Raw genomic sequence first — 20810 nt, 5'->3', positions numbered from 1 at the left:
AGGGAGCGGCAGGCGATTCTGATAGTGAAGCCTGGTCACGCCCGCCGCGACGATTTGCTTCTCGCGCGCAGGACTGAGCGCGATTCCCGCGCGAGCCGTTCGGCCGAGGCCACCAGTTGCGGAACCGCGTGCCCCGAAAATCCCAGCACGAAACCGGGCAGGGGACGCGCGCGAGAATAGGTGTCGGCCAGGAGCCAGCCTTCTGCACCAGCCGCGCGCTTGGCCTCGGCCGCCCGCAACGGATCGACCGAGGGATCGAACCGTGCGACGAGATGCAGTCCTTGCGACGGCACCGGCACGGAGAGCGCGCCGTCTGATTTGGCTTCCAGCGTCGCGGCCAGCGCATCACGCGCCTCGCGATAGAGCTTGCGCACCCGCTTCAGGTTCGCGGCGAAGGCGCCGGAATTGAGCATGTCGGCCACCGCGCCTTCCATCAGCGTGCCGGGAAAGCGATCGAGCGCGGCCCGTGCAGCCGTCACATCCGCGATCAGGCGCTCGGGCAGGGCGCAATAGCCGATGCGCAAGCCCGGAAACAAGGTCTTGGCGAAGGTGCCGAGGTAGATCACGCGCTGGAGGTGATCGATGCCGGCGAGCGACATCAGCGGCGCGCCGTCATAGCGGAACTCGCTGTCATAATCGTCCTCGAGCACGAAGGCGCCGGCCTGCTTCGCCCAGTCCAGCAATTCGAGCCGCCGCGGCATCGACATCTGGACGCCTAGCGGAAACTGGTGCGACGGCGTGACATAGGCCGCGCGCGCAGACGGTGCCGCCGCACGACCCCTAGCAACCTGCAGGCCGTGCGCGTCGACCGGAATGGGCACAGTGCGATATCCGCATTGTCCGATCGTCCGGCGCGCGATCGGATAGCCGGGGTCCTCGGACCAGACCTGGTCGCCCGCCTTCAGGATCGCGCTCAGCACGATGCGCAGCGCATGCAGCGTGCCTGATGTGAGCATGATCTGATCGGGGTCGCAGCGCAGGCCCCGCGCCGACAACAGGTGATCAGCGATTGCCGCACGCAGCTCGCGACTGCCGCGGGGATCGCCATAATGCAGATGCTCGGGTCCGAATGCGCGCATGCGACGCCCGACGAAGGCGCGGAAGCGCTGCACGGCGCGCTCGTCGATATGGGTGCAGCCGAGCGCGAATGCGCCTTGCCGCGGCGCTTCGACAACCGCCTTGGGTTTCTTCGCCTCGGCCGCTCGCGCCGGGATGCGCGCTGCGACGAAGGTGCCAGAGCCGACGGTTGCGTCGGCAAAGCCGTCGGCGATCAGCCGCTCATAGGCCGTGACGACGGCGTTGCGGCGGAAGCCGGTCTGCTGCGCCAGCGTCCGTGAGGGCGGCAATGGCTCGCCGGGCCTGACGAGGCCGGAGACGATCATCTCGCACAGCGCCTGGTAGAGCCGGTGCGCCGCGGAGGCGCCGGCCGTGATGTGCGGACCGGTGAGGTCGAGCGGCAGCTCGGCCTTGGCCGGCGAGGGAGAATTGGTCGGAATTTTTCGCATGGAATTGGCACTATCGCAGACCAAATCCGCGGCTACAACTCTTCTGGATTGTTCCAATCTCCGAGGTGCGGCCGTGAGCCAGGTTGAGACTTCAAATTCCTATCCGACATCAGCGCGCAACCAAGTGAAGCGCCGTCACGATCGCGGCTTCTACGATCACGCGACCGTTCACCGCATCCTGGATTCCTCGATGCTTTGCCACGTGTCCTATGTGATCGACGGTCAGCCCTATTGCACGCCAACCTTCTTCTGGCGCGAAGGCACGAAGCTATACTGGCATGGGAGCAGCGCTAGCCGCATGCTGCGCAACCAGACCAGGGGCGAGCGCGTCTGTCTGACGGTCGCCCATCTCGACAGTCTCGTGCTGGCGCGCTGCGGCTTCAACCACTCCGCCGATTACCGCGCGGTGATGGCGTTCGGCACCGCCTATCTCGTCACCGACGCCGAGGAGAAGGAGCGCGCGGTGATCGCGATGGTCGACCGCTTCTTCCCGGGCCGCACCGCGAGCCTGCGTCAGAGCACCGCGCAGGAGACCAAGGCGACCTCCTTCATCGCGATGGAGATCGAGGAAGCCTCGGCCAAGATCCGGGCCAAGGGCGTGGCCGATGACGATGAGGACTACGAACTGCCGATCTATGCCGAGCGCATCCCGGTCCGCACGGTGCTCGGCGCGCCCGAGCCGTGTCCGCGCCTGCTCGACGGCGTCAGCCGGCCCGCGGGTTTGAATGGCTACTCCGAAGGCCGGCTGCTCGACGATGCATTGCGGGATGCTTATTTTGTAGAGTACCCGAACGGCTGAAATCGGCTAGCTTGCGCTCCATCGATGATCTGAATGCCCGATTGGAGTTGCCTGATGAATGCCGAAACGCAGCAGAGGATTGTTGACGCCGTCGACGCCAGCTTCGAAGCCCAGCTTGCGACCACACGTGATTTCGTCGCGATCCCCTCGACCCGCGGAGCGGAGGGACCATGCCAGGACATGATCGGCGACCTCCTGCGCGAACGCGGCTATGAGGTCGACGATTGGCACGTCAATGTCGACGACCTCAAGGACCTGCGTGGTTTCGGTCCGATCGAGCATGATTTTTCGAAAGCGCGTTCGGTGGTGGGCACCTACCGTCCGCAAACCAACGTTGGAAAATCGCTGATCCTCCAGGGCCACTGTGATGTGGTGCCCGCAGGGCCGCTGGATTTGTGGGACACACCGCCCTTCTCGCCCGTCATCAAGGACGGCAAGATGTTCGGCCGTGGCGCCTGCGACATGAAGTCGGGCACGATCGGTGCGCTCTATGCGCTGGATGCGATCAAGGCCGCCGGCTTGAAGCCGACGGCGCGGATCCATTTCCAGTCCGTGATTGAAGAGGAGAGCACCGGCGTCGGCGCGCTGTCGACGCTTCAGCGGGGCTACCGCGCCGATGCCTGCTTCATCCCGGAGCCGACCGGCGGCAAGATGGTGCGCTCGCAGGTCGGCGTGATCTGGTTTCGCCTGCGCGTGAAAGGCCATCCGACCCATGTCGCCTTCGCCGGCTCCGGAGCGAATGCGATCATGGCGGCCTATCATTTGATCCAGGCCCTGCAAAAGCTCGAGATCGAGTGGAACGAGCGCGCGAAAGCCGATCGCCATTTCAAGACGGTCAACCATCCCATCAATTTCAACCCCGGCATCATCAAGGGCGGCGACTGGGCCTCCAGCGTGCCGGCCTGGTGCGACGTCGACTGCCGGATTGCCGTATTGCCCGGCTGGTCGATCGCCGAGCACCAGAAGGAGATTGTGGCTTGTGTCGCGGCCGCCGCGCGCAACCACCGCTTCCTCGCCAACAACCCGCCGGAGGTCGAATGGTCGGGCTTCCTGTCGGAGGGGTATGAACTCACCGACGCGGCCGCGCCCGAGGCCGCGTTCAGCAGGGCCTTTAACAAGGTCTACGGTGGCGCGGTCGAGGACCTCGTATTCACCGCGCTCACCGATACCCGCTTCTACGGCCTCAATCACGGCATCCCGAGCCTGTGCTTCGGCGCGAGCGGTGGCGAGATGCACGGCTTCAACGAGTTCGTCGACCTGGAGTCGCTGAAGAAGACGACCAAGGCGATGGCGCTGTTCATCGCCGAGTGGTGCGGAGTGGAGAAGGCGTAAGCAGCCGGGCTTTGCTCCCTCCGCCGTCATTGCGAGGAGCGAAGCGACGAAGCAATCCAGAATCCCTCCGCGGAAAGGCTCTGGATTGCTTCGCTGCGCTCGCAATAACGGGCGGAGGGCCCGTAGGGTGGGCAAAGGCGCCCTTGCGCCGTGCCCACCATCCATCCTCAATTCCGAACGAATGGTGGGCACGCTTCGCTTTGCCCACCCTACCGCGCTCCGGCGGGGGCAGAATCTCGTTGTCCCAAATACGCGCAGACACATCCTTTAAGCTTAAAATAAAGACTAGGACGCCGGCCTTGCCGGTGGCAGACTGGCGTCCGGTTCGCAGGGCCTGAGTCCGCCGAGGAAAATCACGATGCGCGATTGGGATGACGCTTATGCCAATTCGGCCCATATCCCGGGCTCCGACAAAATGCCGGCGCTGTGGGCCGAGCGGGCGGCGGCTTACCGTGCAGGGTTGAAGGATTTTCATCCCGACGTCGCCTATGGCGCCGGTGAGCGGCAGCGCCTCGACCTGATCCTGCCCGACGGCGACAGCAAGGGCCTCGTCGTGTTCGTCCATGGCGGCTACTGGATGCGCTTCGACAAGTCGGCCTGGAGCGATTTGGCCGAAGGCGCACGGCATCATGGCTGGACCGTGGCGCTGCCGAGCTACACGCTAACGCCGGCTGCGCGCATCTCCGACATCACCGCGGAAATCACTGCAGCGATCGCCAAGGCGGCCTCGCTGGTGGCAGGGCCGATCCGGCTCGCCGGCCATTCCGCCGGCGGCCATCTCGTCACGCGCATGCTGTGCGACGACAGCCGGCTCGAGCCCGCCGTCTACGATCGCATCGCCGGCACCCTCTCGATCAGCGGCCTGCACGATCTGCGGCCGCTCTTGAAGACAAAGATGAACGAAACGCTGCGCATGACCATGGAGGAGGCGGCGCTCGAGAGTGCGGCGCTGCATCTCCCGCGGGGGCAGTCGCCCGTGACGGCCTGGGTCGGCGGCAATGAGCGCCCTGAATTCATCCGCCAATCCGACCTGATGGCCAACGTCTGGACCGGTTTCGACGTGCCGACGCATCTCGTGATCGATCCCGGCCTCAACCATTTTACCGTGATCGACGGGCTGAAGGATCCGTCGTCGCAGATCACCGCGCGCCTGATCGGCCTCGACTGACGAGGCGAGGGACGATCGATCGAGAGGGCCTGTCAATGACGTCCAACGATTACGATCCTGCAAGCGAAGGCGCCGAGACGGATTTCGCCCGGCGCATGTCCTATGGAAACTACCTGGCGCTGGATGCGATCCTTGGGGCGCAGCATCCGCTCTCGGAAGCGCATGACGAGATGCTGTTCATCATCCAGCATCAGACCACGGAGCTGTGGATGCGCCTTGCCATCCACGAGCTCAGCGCCGCGCGCCGCGCGATCGCCAGGGACGAGGTGCAACCGGCGATGAAGATGCTGGCGCGGGTGTCGCGCATCTTCGAGCAGCTCAACGGCGCCTGGGACGTGCTGCGGACGATGACGCCGAGCGAGTATACGCGCTTCCGCGCGCAACTCGGGCAGTCCTCCGGCTTCCAGTCACGTCAATACCGGCTGATCGAATTCCTGCTCGGCAACCGCAACCACGCCATGCTCAAGCCGCACGCGCACGATGCGGAGACGACGAAGCTGCTCGAAGCCGAGCTCGCGACGCCAAGCCTCTATGACGAGGTGCTGCGGCTTGCCGACCGCAACGGGCTCAAGATGCCTGCGCCCGTGCTGGCCCGCGACGTCCGCGAAACCCACAGCTTCAACGAAGGCGTGCTCCAGGCCTGGCGTATCGTCTACGAGGCGCCGGAGACGCACTGGATGCTCTACGAGCTCGCCGAGAAGCTGGTCGATTTCGAAGACTATTTCCGCCGCTGGCGTTTCAACCATGTAACGACGGTCGAGCGCGTCATCGGCTTCAAGCGCGGCACCGGTGGTACCGGCGGCGTCAGCTATCTCAAACGGATGCTGGAGATCGAGCTGTTCCCCGAGCTCTGGCGCGTGCGTACGATTCTGTAGAGATGTCGATGACCAAGCTACGCGTCTACGACGACACCAAGGCCTTGTTCCATCTGCCCGAGGGCGTGATTTATCTCGACGGCAATTCGCTTGGCGCGCTGCCGCTCGGCGTTGCCGAGCGCGTCAATCACGTCATCACGGCCGAATGGGGCAATGAGCTGATCCGTGCCTGGAACACCGCAGGTTGGTATGCCCAACCGCGTCATGTCGGCGATCGCATTGCGCGACTGATTGGCGCGGAAGCCGGCTCGGTGATGGTCGGAGACACGCTGTCGCTCAAGGTTTACCAGGCACTCGCGGCTGCGATCGATATGAACGCGTCGCGCAAGGTGATCCTGTCGGACACCGGCAATTTCCCGACCGACCTCTACATGGCCGAAGGCCTGATCGAAACGCTCGGGCGCGGCCATCGATTGCGTCTGGTGGCGCCGGAGGAGATCGAGCCCGCGCTGTCGGAGGAGATCGCCGTGCTCTACATCACCGAGGTCGACTACCGCACCGGTCGCCGCCACGACATGGCGAAGCTCACCGCGAAAGCGCATGCGCTCGGCATCGTCACCGTCTGGGATCTCGCCCATTCCGCCGGTGCGCTGCCGGTCGATCTCTCCGGCTGCGGCGCCGATTTCGCTGCGGGCTGCACCTACAAATATCTCAACGCCGGCCCTGGCGCGCCGGCCTTCCTCTACGTTGCGCCGCGCAACGCTGGCAATGCCCGCGCCGCTCTGTCGGGATGGATGGGCCATGCCAAGCCATTTGCGTTCGAGCTTGCCTATGCAGCCGCCGGCGGCGTCGAGCGCATGCGTGTCGGCACCCCCCCGGTGCTAGCAATGGCGGCGCTGGAGGCCTCGCTCGACATCTGGGACAGGATCGATATCACCGAGGTCCGTGCACGTTCGCTGGCGCTCTGTGATCTCCTCATCGCCGAAGTCGAGCGTCGCTGCCCAGCTCTGAAGCTGGTGACCCCGCGCGCGCATGAGCGGCGCGGCTCGCAAATCTCCTTTGCCTTCGACGGCGGCTACGCCGCCATGCAGGCGCTGATTGCCCGCGGCGTCATCGGTGATTTCCGCGCACCAGATATCATGCGGTTCGGGATCACGCCGCTTTATGTCGGGGAGGATGAGATGGTCCGCGCCGCCGAGATCATCGAGGAGGTAATCGCGGGCGATGTGTGGCGCCGGCCGGAGTACCAGGTCGTGAACGCGGTGACGTGAGGAAGGACGCCTCCACAGACGTCATTGCGAGGAGCTCTTGCGACGAAGCAATCCAGACTGTCTCTGCGGCGGCAGTCTGGATTGCTTCGCGGAGCCTGTCATCGGGCCGCGCTTTGCGCGGACCCGTTGGCTCGCAATGACGGCGGAGGGATCAGGACCGCTCGCCCCACAGCGCCTGCACGATCGCATCGAGCCCATCCGTCAGCGCCGCCGGTCCTGGCTGCAAGATGATTGGCGACTTGATCTCGACGATACGATCATCGCGCACCGCCGGAATCTCGCCCCAGCCGTCGCGCGCGCGGATACGGGCAGGGACGACCTTCTTGCCGCACCACGACGCGAGGATCACATCCGGCGCTGCCTCGCGCACCATCTCCGCCGAGACGATGCGGTCCTTCGCCGCCTGCCGCGACCGCAGCTCCGGGAACACATCCACGCCGCCGGCGGCCTCGATCAGCTCGGAGACCCAACCGATGCCGGAGATCAGCGGATCGTCCCACTCCTCAAAGTAAACTCTTGGCCGCGGCGAGGGGCGGGGCGTTGCCGCGATCGCGGCGAGGCGCCGCTCGAAACCTTGGGCGAGGTCTTCCGCGCGCCCGGCCGCACCGACCAGCGCACCGAGCGTGCGGATCATCGCTAAGATTCCGGCGAGATCGCGCTGGTTGAAGACATGGACGTCGACACCGGCGCGGACGAGATCTGCGACGATGCCGGCCTGCAGATCGGAAAAGGCCAGCACCAGCTCCGGTTCCAGCGCCAGGATCTTCGGGATGTCGGCCGAGACGAAGGCAGACACCCGTGGCTTCTCCCGTCGCACCTGGGGCGGGCGCACTGCGTAGCCGGAGACGCCGACGATGCGGTCCTGCTCGCCGAGCAAATAGAGCGTTTCGACCGTCTCCTCGGTCAGGCAGACGATGCGGTGGGGCGGGAAGTGGCGCATGCGAGGAGCCTATGCACAATGTCTGCGCCGATGTCAGCCCGCCCATTACCTCGGACGTCATTGCTTTGCCGCGCGAAGCAATTCACGCTGAGACAACAACGAATTGGGAGCAGATCCGATGACGCCGCTCGAGAAACTTAAAGTGATGAAGATGCCGTTCGCCGAGCTCAAAGGCGTCGAGTTCGTCGAGGCCGAGAAGGATCGCGTGGTGGCGCGGATGACGGTCCGGCCCGACCTCTGCACGCTTCATCACACCATCCATGGCGGCGCGCTAATGGCGCTGGCCAATTCCGTCGGCGCGGCTGCGACCGTGATCAACCTGCCGGACGACGCCAAGGGCACGACGACGCTGGAGAGCAAGACCAACTTCATCGGTGGGGCCAAGGAAGGAACCACGGTGATCGCGACCGCTACCCCGGTCCACCGGGGCCGACGGACCCAGGTCTGGACCACCCGGCTGGAGACCGAGGACGGCAAGCTGGTGGCCGTCGTGACCCAGACGCAGCTCGTCCTCGTATGATTAGGGCCCTTGATTTTGTTAACGAAATAGTCACGTCAGGTGCCACTTACTTGAGCAAGCCTCCGTCTTGAAAAGCTTGCTGCGATGCACAATATACGGCGGCCTAGGGATTCGAACGCCTCCTCGAGGGACACCAAGAGGAGTTTTGACGTGGTACTTGAAGAGACCGTCCGCACCGCTCCGGGCTACGTGCGGACCCTGATCCAGCAGGAAGAATTGCCGCTTCTGCGCGATCACCTGCTGAGGCTTGATGCCGGAAGCCGGCACGACCGTTTCAACGGTTTTCTCGACGACAGCTTCATCGAGCGTTACGCCGCCCGCTGCGCCGAAGACGGCACCGTGATCGTCGCCTACATCGTCGATGGCGTGGTCCGCGGTGCGGCCGAGCTGCATCCGGCGGAGCACGATTCGCTGCCTGAGGTTGCCTTCAGCGTGGAGGCCTCCGCACGCCGTCAGGCGTCGGAACCGTGCTGTTCCGCCGCCTGATCGCGGAAGCGCGCTGGAAGGGCTATAAGCGCCTGCGCGTCACCACCGGCGCCGAAAACCACGCCATGAGGGCGCTCGCCAGGAAGTTCGGTGCGCATCTGGCTTTCCGCCACGGCGAATCGACCGGGACGATCGATCTCGGCAAGACGCCCGAGGCGGAGCTTGCTGACCTCGCGGCCTCGCCGTTCACGGCCGGCCGGGCCCTGCTCAGCTTCAACTCGACCTGCTGGAAGATCATCTCCAGCATGTACGGCAATCGCGCCGCCTGAAAACGAAAAAGCGGACCGGCAAGGCCGGTCCGCTTTTGCATTCAGATCAAAGGAAAGAGCGCTTAGGTGCCGGTGCGCTTGTCGTTGCCGAAGCGGCGGACGACGCGGCGCTCGACCACCACTGAGCGCTGCGCGCCCTGTTCGCCGGCGATCACGCGGGTTGCGGTGATGCGGCTGTTGGTGCGGGCCTGCTTCTTGACCTCGGCCTGCACGACATCGAGCGGCATGCCCATCAGCGCTGCCGCGATCTCGGCCTGCTGCTCCTGGTCGTCGGTGATGCCGACGGCGGCGAAGATCGCCTCGTCCAGAGTGGGCGGATCGTGACGCACGCGCCGCGTGCCATATTTGGTATTCCAGTCTGCGCTCATAACGGCCTCGTTTTGATGCCGGGATACCTAGTGCCGCGAATGTTGCATTGCAATATGGAATCGGTGTGACATCTCAGCTATGCACCGGTCGGGTGTCAGGGCGGTGATGCGACACTTGCACCGACTTCAATCCCTTGCTGTGGCCAGCGTTTCAGCGCCGCGTGCCCGGCTTCGGTGAGCCCGTAAATTCCCCGCTCAGCACGCTCGAACCAGCCATACACATTGTTAAGCAAGATCTTACCGGCATCGGGACAGCGTTCGCGCAACTCGCTCACCCGCCGCGGGCCTTCGGCGAGCGCCGAGGCGCAGGCCAGCGCCTGCTGCCGATAGGCCGTCATGATCGGCGAACGGGTGTTGCCGCCGAGCACGGGATCGCCCTGGCGGCGCTGATGTTCGGCGACGAGCCGCGAGCAAATCTTCGGCTCGCGGCGCGGAGCCGCCGTCGGCGGCTTCACCAGCACCTCGACCTGGCCGCGATCGGTCACCCCGAGCATGCCGAAGCCGAGCCGGCGGCAGAGATTGCGGTAGCGCGCATCGCTCTCACGCCCTTTGCCGCGGGCCGACATTCTGGCGGCGATCCAGATTTCGTCGCCGGCCGGCGCGCGGTCGACCGCCTGGAGGATCAGCTCGAGATTGAAGGCGAGCTTGAGCTCGCCGATCACCACGACAGGTGGATCGCCGGCGCTGAGGCCCACGAGATCGCAGCCGCCGATCTCGCCCTTCACGGTGAAGCCGAGCTCTTCGAGGAAGCGTTTGACGGGCAGATAGAGCGCGGTTTCCAAAGACAAGTTCCGATGTCCGATCGGAGAATCAGTTGCAGGCAGTTTAGAGCCTTCTCGGCTCCGATTGAATCAGGGCTGTCTGGCAGAGATTCGGAGCGATACGCCTATACCCGCCCACCCACCGGGATCAGCGCACCGGTGACGCCGCTCGCGGCATCGCTGGCGAGAAACAGGATGACTTCGGCGAGCTCCTGTGGCGTCACCCATTTGGAGAAATCCGCTTTCGGCATGTCGGCGCGGTTGGCCTTGGTGTCGATGATCGACGGCAGCACGGCGTTGACAGTCACCTTGCCCTTCCACTCGTTGGCAAGCGCCTCGGTGAGGCGATGCACGCCCGCCTTCGACGCCGCATAGGGTCCCATGCCGGAGCCGGCCTGGAGCGCGCCCATGGCGCCGATGTTGACGATGCGGCCGGCCTTGGAGGCGGCGAGATGCGGCAGTGCCGCGCGCGATGTGTTGAGTGCGGTCAGGACATTCAGCGCATGCATACGCTGCCACGTCGCGGTGTCGCCGTCGCCGACGGTCTCGAAGGCGAAGCCGCCCGCGATATTGATCAGTGCATCGAGCTTGCCAAAGTGCTTTGCCGCAGCTTCGATCGCCGTCTTCGCCTGCGCCGCATCGGACAGGTCGACGCCGCCAATCTCGATGTTTTCAGGCGTTGCGGGGGCTTGCGATGGCGCGTAATCGATGCCGGCCACGCGCGCGCCGCGTGCCAGCGCCGTCTCGGCGACCACCTTGCCCAGCGCTCCCTGCGCGCCGGTCACGACAATGACTTTTCCCTGCACGGTGCTCTCCGTGGTTTCGCTTTGCCGGCGACTATTGCGTCCAGCGAATTGGACTTGCAATGGCGGCAGCTTCAAGGCTGGGCTATAGTTACAACTTTAGATCGGTGAGGAGGTTGTTCATGTCCGACAATTTGCCAACCATCGAATTTCCCGCTGCCATCGTCGACCTAAAATATCCGCTGATGCGGCTCCGGCAGGCTTTGGACGGGAAGGGTCCCGTTCGCATCGTGGCCATGGGGTCGTCATCAACGGCCGGACGAGCCGATGTTGTGCCGTACCCCTATCGGTTGGAGATGTATCTACGGCAATACTTCAAGGATGTTGTCCACCGGCCTGACATTCGGATTGACGTGCTGAACCGCGGCAAGGGCGGCGAAGAGGCAAACGAAGAACTCGGACGCTTCGAGGCCGATATCTTTCATGATGATCCGGCACTGGTCATCTGGCAGGTTGGAACGAACGCGGTCTTTCACAACGACCAGTACGACGTGGACGTTGTTGCCGGGAATATCAGGAAGGGCCTGGCGCAATTGCGCGCTCGCGGCTTCGAGGTTCTGGTGATTGATCCGCAATATGCGACGAAGATGCTCTGGGACGACCGTGCTGAGCTTTCGGACAAGATGGTCCGGCTGATCCGCGATGCTGCCAATGAGGCCGAGGTGAATCTGTTTCAGCGTTGGGCACTGATGCGGCATTGGCACGTGCAAAACAACGTTTCGTTCGAGCAATTGCTGGACACAGGTGATCCTGACAAGCTGCACCAAAGCGATTGGAGCACCCAGCAGATCTCCTTGGCCCTCAAGAGCGCGATGATCAAGGCCGTGGGGCTGACGGCTTGAGGCGCCCGCCGCGGATCACGCTTGCAGATAACGCTCCTTCAGCGCAGTCCGTTCGGCCGCGCCGAGCTTGAGCCCGTCGCGCAAATAGGTTTCGATATCGCCGTATTCCCTGCCGACGGCTTCGAACGCAGCAGCAAGGTAAGAGGCTTCGACGCTGCCGATGGCATTGCGTACGTCCTCCGGCAGGTCGGTAGCAGCCGTCGCATCGCGCTTGTAGTGCTGATTGGTGAGCAGGTAGTCCTCGGCAATGATGTCATCAGATACGCCGAGTGCATGCAGGATCAGCGCGCAGGCAAAGCCGGTGCGGTCCTTGCCCGCCGTGCAGTGGATCACGAGCGGCGCGCGGTCTTCCAGCAGATGGCCGAACAGGTCGCGAAAGCTGTGCGTGTTGTGGCGCACGTAGTTGCGATCAGGATTCGCGCATGAGCTCCAGCGCGACCGGTGCCGTCAACGTGCCCGAGCGAGCTCGGCGCGCAGCGCAGCCACGACGGTCGGCTCGATCGGCAGCGAGTGCACGGTGATTTCGTCCACGACACAGACGCCTGCCGCGCGCTCCTCCAGTCCACGGAAATCGAATGCGCTTCGCACCCCCAGCGCGCGGACGATCTCGATGTCGGCTGCAGTGAGTTGGCCGAGATGGTTGGAGCGGAAGATGTGCCGCCAGCGCGTGATGCGGCCGTCGGTGGTCGGATAGCCGCCGAGATCGCGAAAATTGCTGGCGCCTTGCAAGGCGAGGTGGCGGGCAGGGGAGTCGGACATGAGATCAGCTTGGGTTATGGTTCCACCGGATGCGCTGCGGCATCCTTAAAGTCCAATACAGGGGGCGATCATGGGCCGACACAAGGCCATTGTTTTGGCTATCACCATGCTGTCGGCCGGAATTTTCGATAGTCGGCCGGCCGATGCGCAGACATTCCAGACCTATCGCTGCGCCGATGGTACGCAGTTCATCATCGGGTTTTATGACGGCGACAAGCGCGCCTTCCTCCAGATCGACGGCGAGCCGGTGACGCTTGCCAAGCGGCTGACGGTCTCTGGCGCCCGCTATTCGAGAGCCGGGATCACGCTGACGATCGGCAGCACCGGGACCACCACGATCAGACATCTGAAGCGGCCGGTGACCGCCTGCGCGGTGATCTGAACGTCTCTGTGCCCGCAAGAATCAAAAAGGGCCGAAACACCGTGGTTTCGACCCTTTTCGAACTGCCGCCTGCGTTCGCGAGCGCGCGGCGCTATCAAACCAGCGACCGGCATCAGCGATCCCATTTCGGCTTGGTTTCGTCCACCGCGTCCTGGTGGTACCAGCTGTCGCTGCAGATCGAGACGTTCGTGGGAAGCGAAGCATGATCGGCGGGAAGGCTGGTCTCGCCATAGCGGCGTCCCCCAAGAGCTGCGCGGCCCCCGGCAGGGAATTGGTAGATCTTCGCAGATCCGTGACTCAGACCATTGTTCATCATTGCGATTTCTCCTTGGTCGAAGCGCCTTGGCCTCCATGGTGCGCCCAACTCGTTCGATTGTGGTTACTGAAATCCCCATATCGGCCGCGCGCCCCGAATTGGAAAGTGCTGAAAAGGAAATCAGTTGCCGCCCAATTTATAGGCAGGTCGCCTGCTGCATCTCCCAAGGCACCGTGTCGGTGACCAACGCCTGGGCTATTCCAAAGGTTGCTGGGCAGGGCTGTGGGGCTTTACGAAAGTTGCCGGACGTTGACGCGCGTTTCATCGGCATCCTCCAGCACCGCGCCGCCTGCTTCAGAATCGGGCGGTTTCCGCGGAGTTTTTGCGGTGCAGCTTCACGCGAAGGTGCGCGGCTATGACGCACGACGCCGGGGGCGGTTTGTCAGCGCCGAGGAGCCGCCTGCCGCAGTGGAAAACCTCCCGCAGTGCGGCCTTTTGGCACGTTAAATGCTTGTAAAGGGCCGGCCGATGGTGGCCGGGTACAAACGTGCGGGGACCCCAGGGCCCCCAACCTTTCGCATCATCTACAGAGAGGCTCAATGACCAAGTATAAGCTCGAGTACATTTGGCTCGACGGATATACGCCAACTCCGAATTTGCGCGGCAAAACTCAGATCAAGGAATTCGCGTCGTTCCCGACGCTCGAGCAGCTTCCGCTCTGGGGCTTCGATGGCTCCTCCACCCAGCAGGCCGAAGGTCATAGCTCTGATTGCGTGCTGAAGCCGGTCGCCGTCTTCCCGGACGCCGCGCGCACCAATGGCGTGCTCGTGATGTGCGAAGTCATGATGCCCGATGGCAAGACCCCGCATCCGTCAAACAAGCGCGCCACCATCCTCGACGACGCCGGCGCATGGTTCGGCTTCGAGCAGGAATACTTCTTCTACAAGGACGGCCGCCCGCTCGGCTTCCCGACTGCCGGCTATCCGGCCCCGCAGGGTCCGTACTACACCGGCGTCGGCTACTCGAACGTCGGCGACGTCGCCCGCAAGATCGTCGAAGAGCATCTCGACCTCTGCCTCGCTGCCGGCATCAACCATGAAGGCATCAACGCGGAAGTCGCGAAGGGCCAGTGGGAATTCCAGATCTTCGGCAAGGGCTCCAAGACCGCTGCCGACCAGATGTGGATGGCCCGCTACCTGATGCTGCGCCTCACCGAGAAGTACGGCATCGACATCGAGTTCCACTGCAAGCCGCTCGGCGACACCGACTGGAACGGCTCGGGCATGCATGCCAACTTCTCGACCGCCTATATGCGCGAAGTCGGCGGCAAGGAGTATTTCGAGGCGCTGATGGCGGCCTTCGAGAAGAACCTGATGGACCACATCGCCGTCTACGGCCCGGACAATGACAAGCGTCTGACCGGCAAGCACGAGACCGCGCCCTGGAACAAGTTCAGCTACGGCGTGGCCGACCGCGGCGCCTCGATCCGCGTTCCGCACTCCTTCGTCAACAACGGCTACAAGGGCTATCTGGAAGACCGCCGTCCGAACTCGCAAGGCGACCCCTACCAGATCGCCTCGCAGATCCTGAAGACGATCGCGTCCGTGCCGACCGACAAGAAGGCCGCGGCCTAAGATCCTCCCGGCCCGGGCCTGGGGGCTGACCCGGGTTGGTCTCAAATCCGCCGGAGCTGCAAGGCTCCGGCGGATTTTGCATTCTGATGGCAGCTGTTCCTGTGACCCGCCGGCCTCTTCCCGCGCGAAGCTTGTCGATTGCGTTCGAATGCGGGAGAGTGCCCCCGGATGCGCGCAGGGCCGGGGACACGGCGGGTGTTTGAAGGCTTCTACAAGGTGAGATTTCAGCTCGGCGACGCCGTCGGCCGGAGCGTGATGCATGCCGGCAATGGCAAGATGCTCGGCGGCAATTCGGCCTTCGCCCATATCGGCACCTACGACAAGACCGACAGCGGCGTCGACGTCGTGATCAAGACCGTCCGCCATAACCCCGATCCGAACTACCGCGCCATGGCCGGCACCGACGATGCCACCTTGATCGCGAAGGGCTGGGCCGACGGCGATCTCTATCGCTTCAAGGGCGAGCTGAAAGAGCTGCCGGGCGTACCCTTCCAGTCGCTGATGACGCCGATCACCGAAGACGAGGTGCCGATCGTCGGCGGCGTTGGTGAGGCCGGGATTGCCGATGGCCTCTATTCGATTCATCTGCGGATGCTCGACGGCCTCGATGGCGGCCTCACCGGCGTGATGCTGCTCAACCAGGGTCGCATCCTCGGCGGCGATGCGGCCTTCTACTATCTCGGCAGCTACACCGCCGCGAAGGGTCGCTGGAAAGGCCAGATTCTCAATCAGGAGCACACGCCGGCCAAGGACGATCCGATCTTCGGCGGCCACGAGGTCGGCATCGGTTTCTCCGGCCGCTATGACGCGGAAGAGGCGGTACTGGAGGCAACGGCGCTCGCCGGCAAGCGCAGCCTGCGCCTGACCGCTGCGCTCAAGCTGATGCACCGCGCCTGATCGTGACAGGAATTGCATATGGACAACATTCGCATGCTCTCGACGCTCGGCCTGATGGGTGCGATGCGCAGCCTGTCGTCTGCGTATGAAGCTGCGACGGGCGTGCGCATCGACGCCGACTTCGCGCCGACCCAGGCGCTGCTAAAACGGCTCCGCGACGGCGAGGCCGCCGATCTTGTCATCCTCACCCGCGAGGGGCTCGACGCGGTGATCAGTGAGGGCCGCGTGGTCCCTGACAGCGCGGCTGACCTCGCGCGCTCCTATGTCGGCATTGCGGTGCGGGCAGGGCAGGCGCATCCCGACATCGCCGACGAAGCCGCGTTGCGCGCAACGCTGCTTGCGGCGCGGTCCGTCGCCTATTCGCGGCTCGGCGCCAGCGGAATCTGACTTTGCCCAGTTGATCCAGCGAATGGGCATCGCGGCCGAGATCAACGCCAAGGCCACCATCGTGCAGCAGGGCTTTACGGCGGAGCGGCTCGTCAACGGCGAGGCCGATCTCGCCGTACAGCAGATCAGCGAGCTGAAGCAGGTCGATGGCATCGAGGTCGTCGGCCCGATCCCGCATGATTTGCAGATGCCGGCCGTGTTCTCCGCCGGCCGCATGGCGAATGCGACACATGCCGAGGCCGCCGACAGGCTGCTGCGTTACCTGGCCTCGCCGGAGGTCGTGCCCGTGCTGCGCCAATCGGGACTCGAGCCTTGAATTTGCCGGGGCGGGGACGCAACGTAGTGGCCATGCGCGCTTATCTCCTCGCAGCTCTCTTGGCGCTTGCCGCGCCCCTGGCGGCGCAGGCGCAATCGGCCGATCTCGTCCTGTGCGACCGGGTGGCGGCCGATCCCAGTGATCCCGACAAGCCGGCCGATGTGAAGGGCGTGACGGAGATCGCTTCCTCCGACGTCGCGACCGCCATCAAGTTCTGCAAGCAGGCCGCATCCTCCGCGCGCAGGGCGATGTTCGCGCTCGGCCGCGCCTATGCGGCCAACCGGCAGACGAGCGAGGCGATCGCCGCCTGGCGCAAGGCTGCCGACAAGGGATCGAGCTCTGCGATGGTCGAGCTCGGCGTCGCCTACGGCACCGGCTCCGGCGTTGCGAAGGACGAAGCACAAGCGCGCAAGCTGTTCGAGAAGGCGGCGCAATCAGGCAATCCCCGCGGCGTCAGCAATCTCGCCGCGCTCGGCGGCGCGGGTGGCGCTGCGCCGGCCGATCCCGCGCAGGCGCGCGCGCTGCTCGGCAAGGCCGCCGAGACCAACGCGGAGGCGCAGTACCAGCTCGGCCTGATGCTTGCGAGCGGCAATGGCGGGGAGAGGGACGACGCCGCGGCGCGCGCATTGTTCGAGAAGGCGGCCGCGCAGAACCATCCCGGCGCGCTGGAGCGGATGGGCGCTTTCGCCCAGGAAGGTCGCGGCGGGCCGAAGGACAAGGACGCCGCCAAGGCCTATTACGAGCGCGCGGCCGCGCTCGGCGACGATGACGCCAAGAAGGCGCTGGAGCGCATTCGCTGCCCCTATGCCATCAAGGACAAGCAGGGCAAGCTCGTCACCACGCTGTGCTTCTAGCTCACCTCTCCCTTCAGGAGAAGTGAGGGCTCACGCTGCACCGTCTCAACTCATTTCATGTAGTAGGCGAGATTGTTGCGGGCGTCGCGATAGGTCGTCTCGAGAAAATCGGGATACTCGGCGGCGGCCTGCGCCACGGCGCGCACGACGCAGGCCCAGAAATTGCCATCCCATTTGAAATAGGCCTCGGCCGCGCCCTCGAACTTGACCGCGGTGATGATGGCCTGCCGGATCGCATCGTCGTCGGCATGCGGATGGGCGCGCTTTAGGTATCCGAACATCGGCCCTTCATGGGCATGGTCGCGCTCGTAGCGGTATTGCTCGGCCATCTGCTGCGGCGTGAGGGTGCGATTGATGCGGACCTCCTCGGCGGTGGGACGACCCTCGATCGAATTCAATCGGAAGCGCCAGCGCCAGAGTTCGAAGGCGGCATCGAGCAGCGGCTGCTTCGCCGCGCTGGCGACGAATTCGGCGATCTGCTCTTCGGGCGATGGCTCTGTCTGGTTCATGCCCCTTTGGTCGCAAGCTTGCGCCGGCGGGTTCGAAAGGGGGGCAGGCAGGAACCAGCTTCGGCACCGGTCGTTAAACCCCCAACAAGCGGGAGGCGCGATCATGATCCGCAAACTGGCATCGGGCGAATACCGCCTCTATTCACGCAAGGTGAATCCGAAGACCGGCAAGCGCCGCAATCTCGGCACCTTCAAGAGCCGCGCGGCGGCCGAGAAGCACGAGCGCGAGGTGCAGTACTTCAAGCGGCACTGATGGACGGCGAATGCCGTGCAGGAGCCCGGCAAAACAAAACATGCGAAAACAACCCCATGCACAGTAGCCAAGGGATTGAAATCGCACACATTGCGGATTAATCGAAATTCGGTTGACCCGTCGGGCAAAACAGGGGCATGATGGCATCATGACGGCGAACGTCTAGCGAGCGGCCCTGCGCGAAAAGCCGGGTGGCTTCAATGCGGCGACGATGCTAGGTAGCCACAGTTTTTTTCGATTTTGCGGGTTCAAGACGTTGCTGGACGGACTGTACAAGGTTGAATACGGCGTCAACGATGCGTTCGGCCGCAGCATCATGTGCCTGCATGACGGCAAGATGCTGGGCGGCAATTCGGGCTTTGCGCATCTTGGCACCTATGTCGAGCGCGACGGCGAGATCATCGCCGAGGTCATCACCGAGCGGCACAACCAGGATCCCAATTACAAGCCGCTGATGGGCGCCGACGTCGCCTCGATCGGGGCGCGCGGCCGCCTGTACGGCAACCAGATCCGCCTTCAGGGCAGCGCGGACACGATGCCGGGCGCCAATTTCTGGGCCAATCTCACCCCGCTCGACGACGAGGCGCTGCCGCCGAGCGGAGCAGTCGGTTCGGGCGGGATCGCCAACGGGCTCTATGGGATGAGCCTGCGCGCGCTCGATGGCGTGGATGCCGGACTCTCCGGCGTGATGCTGCTGATCGACGGCCGCATCCTCGGCGGCGATGCGTTCTTCTACTATCTCGGCTCCTATTCCTCCGCGGACGGCCGCTGGAAGGGCGAGATGCTGAACCAGGAGCACACGCCGGCGAAAGGCGAAAATCCCGTCTTTGGCGGCCTCGAGGTCGGGATTGGCTTCTCAGGCACCTGCACGGCTGATAGCGGCGAGCTCGAAGGCATCGCACTCGCCGGCAAGCGCAGCTTGCGCCTTGCCGCTTCGCTCAAGCTGATGCGGCGGGCGTAGGGCATCTACTCACAGCGCCACGGCTGGATCAACCGGTGTGCTCGCGTTGAAATCCAGATAGATCGGCCGCACCGTCGCAGTCATTTACCTTGCTCGTTGTGGCTAAGCTTCAGCCAGGGCAATTGCTCGTTGGCGAAAAGATGCTTCCTCGGCTAGAGCTCCGCCGCCCGGTCGAAGGCACCGACGTGATAGTGCGTCTCCGTCGGAAAGTGCACGGTAGCGCAGGTCAGCGTCGAGCCGCAGCGGGCACAGAAACCGCGCGTCGTTCCCGGCGATGATTTGAACGTCGTGATGGCGCCTTCGGTCACCGTGACAGAGTCGTTCTCGAACCCGACGAACACGCTGACGGGCGCGCCGGAATGGCGGCGGCAGCTATCGCAGTGACACCAGAAGATTCCCTTCGGCCGGCCTCGCGCCTCGAAACGCACCGCCCCACAAAGGCAACGTCCTGAAAAGGTTTCGCTCACGTTCGTGCTCCGGGCCTGACCTCCATAGCGACGAATACTATCGCCCCCGAGAGGAAAGTGAGCGCGCCGATCGCTCCGATCGCCCAGGCCATGCCGAACAGGTCGGCGATGATGCCGGCCGATAGCGCCCCGATCGCGTAACCGAGATCGCGCCAGAAGCGGTAGACGCTGAGTGAGCGTGCGCGCCAGCTTGGATGCGAAGCGTCGGACACCGCAGCGATCAGGCTCGGGTACACCATGGCCGTACCAAGTCCGAGAAGCAGGCTGCCGACCAGCCACCATTCGAAATGGCTTGTTGCAGCGCTCAAGAATAGACCCGCGGCCTGGACCCACATGCCGGCCACGATCAAGCCCTTGCGGCCCCACCGATCAGAAAGAGGGCCCGTGGCGATCTGCAGGATGCCCCAGGTGGCCGGATAGACGGCCTTCAGTATGCCGATCCGGTCGACGGGGAGGCCGAACGAGGCGAAGAACAGCGGAAAGATGCCCCAGCTCATTCCATCATTCAGATTGTTGACGAGCCCAGCCTGCGACGCGGCGAATAGATTGCGATCTCCGAACGACGTGAGGACGAATATCTCCCTGAAGCTGATCGGGGACGCTTGACGCGCATGCGCTGCGGTCTCCAGCCGAACGTGCTCGCGTGTGTCGCGCACCAGCAGGATCGAGAGCACTGTGCCTAGAACCGCATAGGCAACGCCGAGGTAGATTGGTGCCGGCCGCAGTCCGTATTTCGAGGCGAGATATCCGGTGAGGAAGGCCGTCACGCCGACCGCAAGATAACCGGCGAACTCGTTCAGGCCAACGGCGAGTCCCCGCGACTTCGGTCCGACGAGATCGATTTTCATGATTACCGTCATCGACCAGGCAAGACCCTGGTTGATGCCGAGAAGGGCGTTTGCTGCGATGACCCATCCCCAGCTCGGCGCCCACATGATCATGAGCGGCACCGGCAGGCCGACGAGCCAGCCGAGGATCAGAACATTTTTGCGTCCCCAGGCGTCGGCGAGCTGGCCGGAGATCAGATTGGCGCAAGCCTTCACGACGCCGAAGCTGACGATGAAGGAAACGACGAACGTCGTCGAACTGATCCTGAATTCCTCGGAGCCGATCAACGGCACGACTGTCCGCTCGATCCCGACCATCCCGCCGACGAAGGCGTTGATCAGGACGAGCAAGGCGAACTGCGGCCAGTTCTCTTTCAGCCCCAGTTGGACAGACGAGGCAATCTGTGGACCAGTTACAGCTTCGGTCAT

22 protein-coding genes and 3 pseudogenes are annotated in these 20810 nt (G+C 64.1%); 15 read left to right on the top strand and 10 right to left on the bottom strand.

Going from position 1 to position 20810, the window contains the following annotated elements; all coding sequences use genetic code 11:
* Positions 1-35: 35 nt before the first annotated feature.
* Positions 36-1505 (bottom strand): PLP-dependent aminotransferase family protein, encoded by a 1470-nt coding sequence (locus tag ACSKB8_RS33740; RefSeq protein ID WP_438108783.1) that lies wholly within the window; start codon positions 1503-1505, stop codon positions 36-38.
* 73 nt (positions 1506-1578) lie between these two features.
* Between ACSKB8_RS33740 and ACSKB8_RS33735 the strand changes: the two genes are divergently transcribed.
* The 5 genes from ACSKB8_RS33735 to kynU all read left to right on the top strand — a co-directional run bounded on the left by ACSKB8_RS33735 (position 1579) and on the right by kynU (position 6890).
* On the top strand, positions 1579-2304 hold the full coding sequence (locus ACSKB8_RS33735; RefSeq protein ID WP_438108781.1) for a pyridoxamine 5'-phosphate oxidase family protein: 726 nt from the start codon (positions 1579-1581) through the stop codon (positions 2302-2304).
* Positions 2305-2358: 54 nt separating this feature from the next.
* A complete protein-coding gene (locus tag ACSKB8_RS33730) occupies positions 2359-3636 on the top strand; it encodes an ArgE/DapE family deacylase (protein WP_438108779.1) in 1278 nt (425 codons plus the stop codon).
* Between the two features lie 358 nt (positions 3637-3994).
* Entirely contained in the window at positions 3995-4804 is an 810-nt protein-coding gene (locus tag ACSKB8_RS33725; RefSeq protein WP_438108777.1) for an alpha/beta hydrolase, read from the top strand.
* 35 nt (positions 4805-4839) lie between these two features.
* Positions 4840-5679 (top strand): tryptophan 2,3-dioxygenase, encoded by an 840-nt coding sequence (gene kynA / locus ACSKB8_RS33720; protein ID WP_370985370.1) that lies wholly within the window; start codon positions 4840-4842, stop codon positions 5677-5679.
* 8 nt (positions 5680-5687) lie between these two features.
* On the top strand, positions 5688-6890 hold the full coding sequence (kynU, locus tag ACSKB8_RS33715; protein ID WP_438108775.1) for a kynureninase: 1203 nt from the start codon (positions 5688-5690) through the stop codon (positions 6888-6890).
* 151 nt (positions 6891-7041) lie between these two features.
* On the opposite strand, the gene ACSKB8_RS33710 is transcribed toward kynU, so the two are convergent.
* Entirely contained in the window at positions 7042-7830 is a 789-nt protein-coding gene (locus tag ACSKB8_RS33710) for a cobalamin-binding protein (protein ID WP_438108774.1), read from the bottom strand.
* Between the two features lie 118 nt (positions 7831-7948).
* Here ACSKB8_RS33710 and ACSKB8_RS33705 point away from each other — a divergent pair, with 118 nt between their 5' ends.
* Both ACSKB8_RS33705 and ACSKB8_RS33700 read left to right on the top strand, forming a co-directional pair.
* A complete protein-coding gene (locus tag ACSKB8_RS33705) occupies positions 7949-8350 on the top strand; it encodes a PaaI family thioesterase (RefSeq protein ID WP_438108773.1) in 402 nt (133 codons plus the stop codon).
* A 150-nt stretch (positions 8351-8500) separates the two neighbouring features.
* A pseudogene (locus tag ACSKB8_RS33700) lies at positions 8501-9105 on the top strand (N-acetyltransferase family protein).
* Between the two features lie 62 nt (positions 9106-9167).
* Here the strand turns inward: ACSKB8_RS33700 and ACSKB8_RS33695 are convergent.
* From ACSKB8_RS33695 to ACSKB8_RS33685, 3 genes are all read right to left on the bottom strand, one after another.
* Entirely contained in the window at positions 9168-9473 is a 306-nt protein-coding gene (locus ACSKB8_RS33695; protein ID WP_015686575.1) for a hypothetical protein, read from the bottom strand.
* Between the two features lie 95 nt (positions 9474-9568).
* Entirely contained in the window at positions 9569-10255 is a 687-nt protein-coding gene (locus ACSKB8_RS33690; protein WP_438110791.1) for a DUF2161 domain-containing phosphodiesterase, read from the bottom strand.
* 104 nt (positions 10256-10359) lie between these two features.
* Positions 10360-11040, bottom strand: coding sequence for an SDR family oxidoreductase (locus ACSKB8_RS33685; RefSeq protein ID WP_438108771.1), 681 nt, complete (start codon positions 11038-11040; stop codon positions 10360-10362).
* 119 nt (positions 11041-11159) lie between these two features.
* On the opposite strand from ACSKB8_RS33685, the gene ACSKB8_RS33680 reads away from it, so the two are divergent.
* Positions 11160-11879, top strand: coding sequence for an SGNH/GDSL hydrolase family protein (locus tag ACSKB8_RS33680; RefSeq protein WP_438108769.1), 720 nt, complete (start codon positions 11160-11162; stop codon positions 11877-11879).
* Positions 11880-11894: 15 nt separating this feature from the next.
* Here ACSKB8_RS33680 and ACSKB8_RS33675 read toward each other — a convergent pair.
* Positions 11895-12638: pseudogene (locus ACSKB8_RS33675) on the bottom strand (tyrosine-protein phosphatase).
* Positions 12639-12708: 70 nt separating this feature from the next.
* On the opposite strand from ACSKB8_RS33675, the gene ACSKB8_RS33670 reads away from it, so the two are divergent.
* Positions 12709-13020, top strand: a complete 312-nt coding sequence (locus ACSKB8_RS33670; protein ID WP_438108767.1) for an MliC family protein — start codon at positions 12709-12711, stop codon at positions 13018-13020.
* Positions 13021-13132: 112 nt separating this feature from the next.
* On the opposite strand, the gene ACSKB8_RS33665 is transcribed toward ACSKB8_RS33670, so the two are convergent.
* Entirely contained in the window at positions 13133-13336 is a 204-nt protein-coding gene (locus ACSKB8_RS33665) for a DUF2735 domain-containing protein (RefSeq protein ID WP_438108765.1), read from the bottom strand.
* Positions 13337-13875: 539 nt separating this feature from the next.
* Between ACSKB8_RS33665 and ACSKB8_RS33660 the strand changes: the two genes are divergently transcribed.
* From ACSKB8_RS33660 to ACSKB8_RS33645, 4 genes and pseudogenes are all read left to right on the top strand, one after another.
* Positions 13876-14910 carry a glutamine synthetase beta-grasp domain-containing protein gene (locus ACSKB8_RS33660; protein WP_091892958.1) on the top strand — a complete coding sequence of 345 codons (1035 nt, stop codon included), beginning with the start codon at positions 13876-13878 and terminating at the stop codon, positions 14908-14910.
* A gap of 195 nt (positions 14911-15105) precedes the next feature.
* A complete protein-coding gene (locus ACSKB8_RS33655) occupies positions 15106-15807 on the top strand; it encodes a GrlR family regulatory protein (protein ID WP_128947761.1) in 702 nt (233 codons plus the stop codon).
* Between the two features lie 18 nt (positions 15808-15825).
* Positions 15826-16510 (top strand): annotated as a pseudogene (locus tag ACSKB8_RS33650) (substrate-binding domain-containing protein).
* A gap of 32 nt (positions 16511-16542) precedes the next feature.
* Positions 16543-17364, top strand: coding sequence for a tetratricopeptide repeat protein (locus tag ACSKB8_RS33645; RefSeq protein WP_438108763.1), 822 nt, complete (start codon positions 16543-16545; stop codon positions 17362-17364).
* Positions 17365-17414: 50 nt separating this feature from the next.
* On the opposite strand, the gene ACSKB8_RS33640 is transcribed toward ACSKB8_RS33645, so the two are convergent.
* A complete protein-coding gene (locus ACSKB8_RS33640; RefSeq protein ID WP_438108761.1) occupies positions 17415-17873 on the bottom strand; it encodes a hypothetical protein in 459 nt (152 codons plus the stop codon).
* Positions 17874-17976: 103 nt separating this feature from the next.
* Here ACSKB8_RS33640 and ACSKB8_RS33635 point away from each other — a divergent pair, with 103 nt between their 5' ends.
* A complete protein-coding gene (locus ACSKB8_RS33635; protein WP_007609497.1) occupies positions 17977-18126 on the top strand; it encodes a hypothetical protein in 150 nt (49 codons plus the stop codon).
* A gap of 256 nt (positions 18127-18382) precedes the next feature.
* On the top strand, positions 18383-19087 hold the full coding sequence (locus ACSKB8_RS33630; protein ID WP_438108757.1) for a GrlR family regulatory protein: 705 nt from the start codon (positions 18383-18385) through the stop codon (positions 19085-19087).
* A 152-nt stretch (positions 19088-19239) separates the two neighbouring features.
* Here the strand turns inward: ACSKB8_RS33630 and ACSKB8_RS33625 are convergent, their stop codons facing one another.
* The gene (locus ACSKB8_RS33625; RefSeq protein WP_370985355.1) at positions 19240-19554 is read right to left on the bottom strand and encodes a GFA family protein; all 315 of its coding nucleotides are present in this window, start codon (positions 19552-19554) and stop codon (positions 19240-19242) included.
* The gene (locus ACSKB8_RS33620) at positions 19551-20810 is read right to left on the bottom strand and encodes an MFS transporter (RefSeq protein WP_438108755.1); all 1260 of its coding nucleotides are present in this window, start codon (positions 20808-20810) and stop codon (positions 19551-19553) included. Before ACSKB8_RS33620 ends, ACSKB8_RS33625 begins: the two co-directional genes overlap by 4 nt.

Origin of the sequence: Bradyrhizobium sp. BR 1432 (assembly GCF_051547705.1) — a bacterium.
Taxonomy (GTDB): domain Bacteria; phylum Pseudomonadota; class Alphaproteobacteria; order Rhizobiales; family Xanthobacteraceae; genus Bradyrhizobium; species Bradyrhizobium zhanjiangense.
The sequence above is the reverse complement of the archived record's forward strand: the minus strand, read 5'-3'. Positions and strand labels throughout refer to the sequence as shown.

Bases quoted from the DNA above. Each gene is read 5' to 3' on its own strand.
- ACSKB8_RS33710 (WP_438108774.1), bottom strand. From the start codon at position 7,830: ATGCGCCACTTCCCGCCCCACCGCATCGTCTGCCTGACCGAGGAGACG.
- ACSKB8_RS33695 (WP_015686575.1), bottom strand. From the start codon at position 9,473: ATGAGCGCAGACTGGAATACCAAATATGGCACGCGGCGCGTGCGTCAC.
- ACSKB8_RS33670 (WP_438108767.1), top strand. From the start codon at position 12,709: ATGGGCCGACACAAGGCCATTGTTTTGGCTATCACCATGCTGTCGGCC.
- kynA (WP_370985370.1), top strand. From the start codon at position 4,840: ATGACGTCCAACGATTACGATCCTGCAAGCGAAGGCGCCGAGACGGAT.
- ACSKB8_RS33725 (WP_438108777.1), top strand. From the start codon at position 3,995: ATGCGCGATTGGGATGACGCTTATGCCAATTCGGCCCATATCCCGGGC.
- ACSKB8_RS33635 (WP_007609497.1), top strand. From the start codon at position 17,977: ATGATCCGCAAACTGGCATCGGGCGAATACCGCCTCTATTCACGCAAG.
- ACSKB8_RS33660 (WP_091892958.1), top strand. From the start codon at position 13,876: ATGACCAAGTATAAGCTCGAGTACATTTGGCTCGACGGATATACGCCA.
- ACSKB8_RS33620 (WP_438108755.1), bottom strand. From the start codon at position 20,810: ATGACCGAAGCTGTAACTGGTCCACAGATTGCCTCGTCTGTCCAACTG.
- ACSKB8_RS33740 (WP_438108783.1), bottom strand. From the start codon at position 1,505: ATGCGAAAAATTCCGACCAATTCTCCCTCGCCGGCCAAGGCCGAGCTG.
- ACSKB8_RS33640 (WP_438108761.1), bottom strand. From the start codon at position 17,873: ATGAACCAGACAGAGCCATCGCCCGAAGAGCAGATCGCCGAATTCGTC.
- ACSKB8_RS33705 (WP_438108773.1), top strand. From the start codon at position 7,949: ATGACGCCGCTCGAGAAACTTAAAGTGATGAAGATGCCGTTCGCCGAG.
- ACSKB8_RS33730 (WP_438108779.1), top strand. From the start codon at position 2,359: ATGAATGCCGAAACGCAGCAGAGGATTGTTGACGCCGTCGACGCCAGC.
- ACSKB8_RS33665 (WP_438108765.1), bottom strand. From the start codon at position 13,336: ATGATGAACAATGGTCTGAGTCACGGATCTGCGAAGATCTACCAATTC.
- kynU (WP_438108775.1), top strand. From the start codon at position 5,688: ATGACCAAGCTACGCGTCTACGACGACACCAAGGCCTTGTTCCATCTG.
- ACSKB8_RS33680 (WP_438108769.1), top strand. From the start codon at position 11,160: ATGTCCGACAATTTGCCAACCATCGAATTTCCCGCTGCCATCGTCGAC.
- ACSKB8_RS33645 (WP_438108763.1), top strand. From the start codon at position 16,543: ATGCGCGCTTATCTCCTCGCAGCTCTCTTGGCGCTTGCCGCGCCCCTG.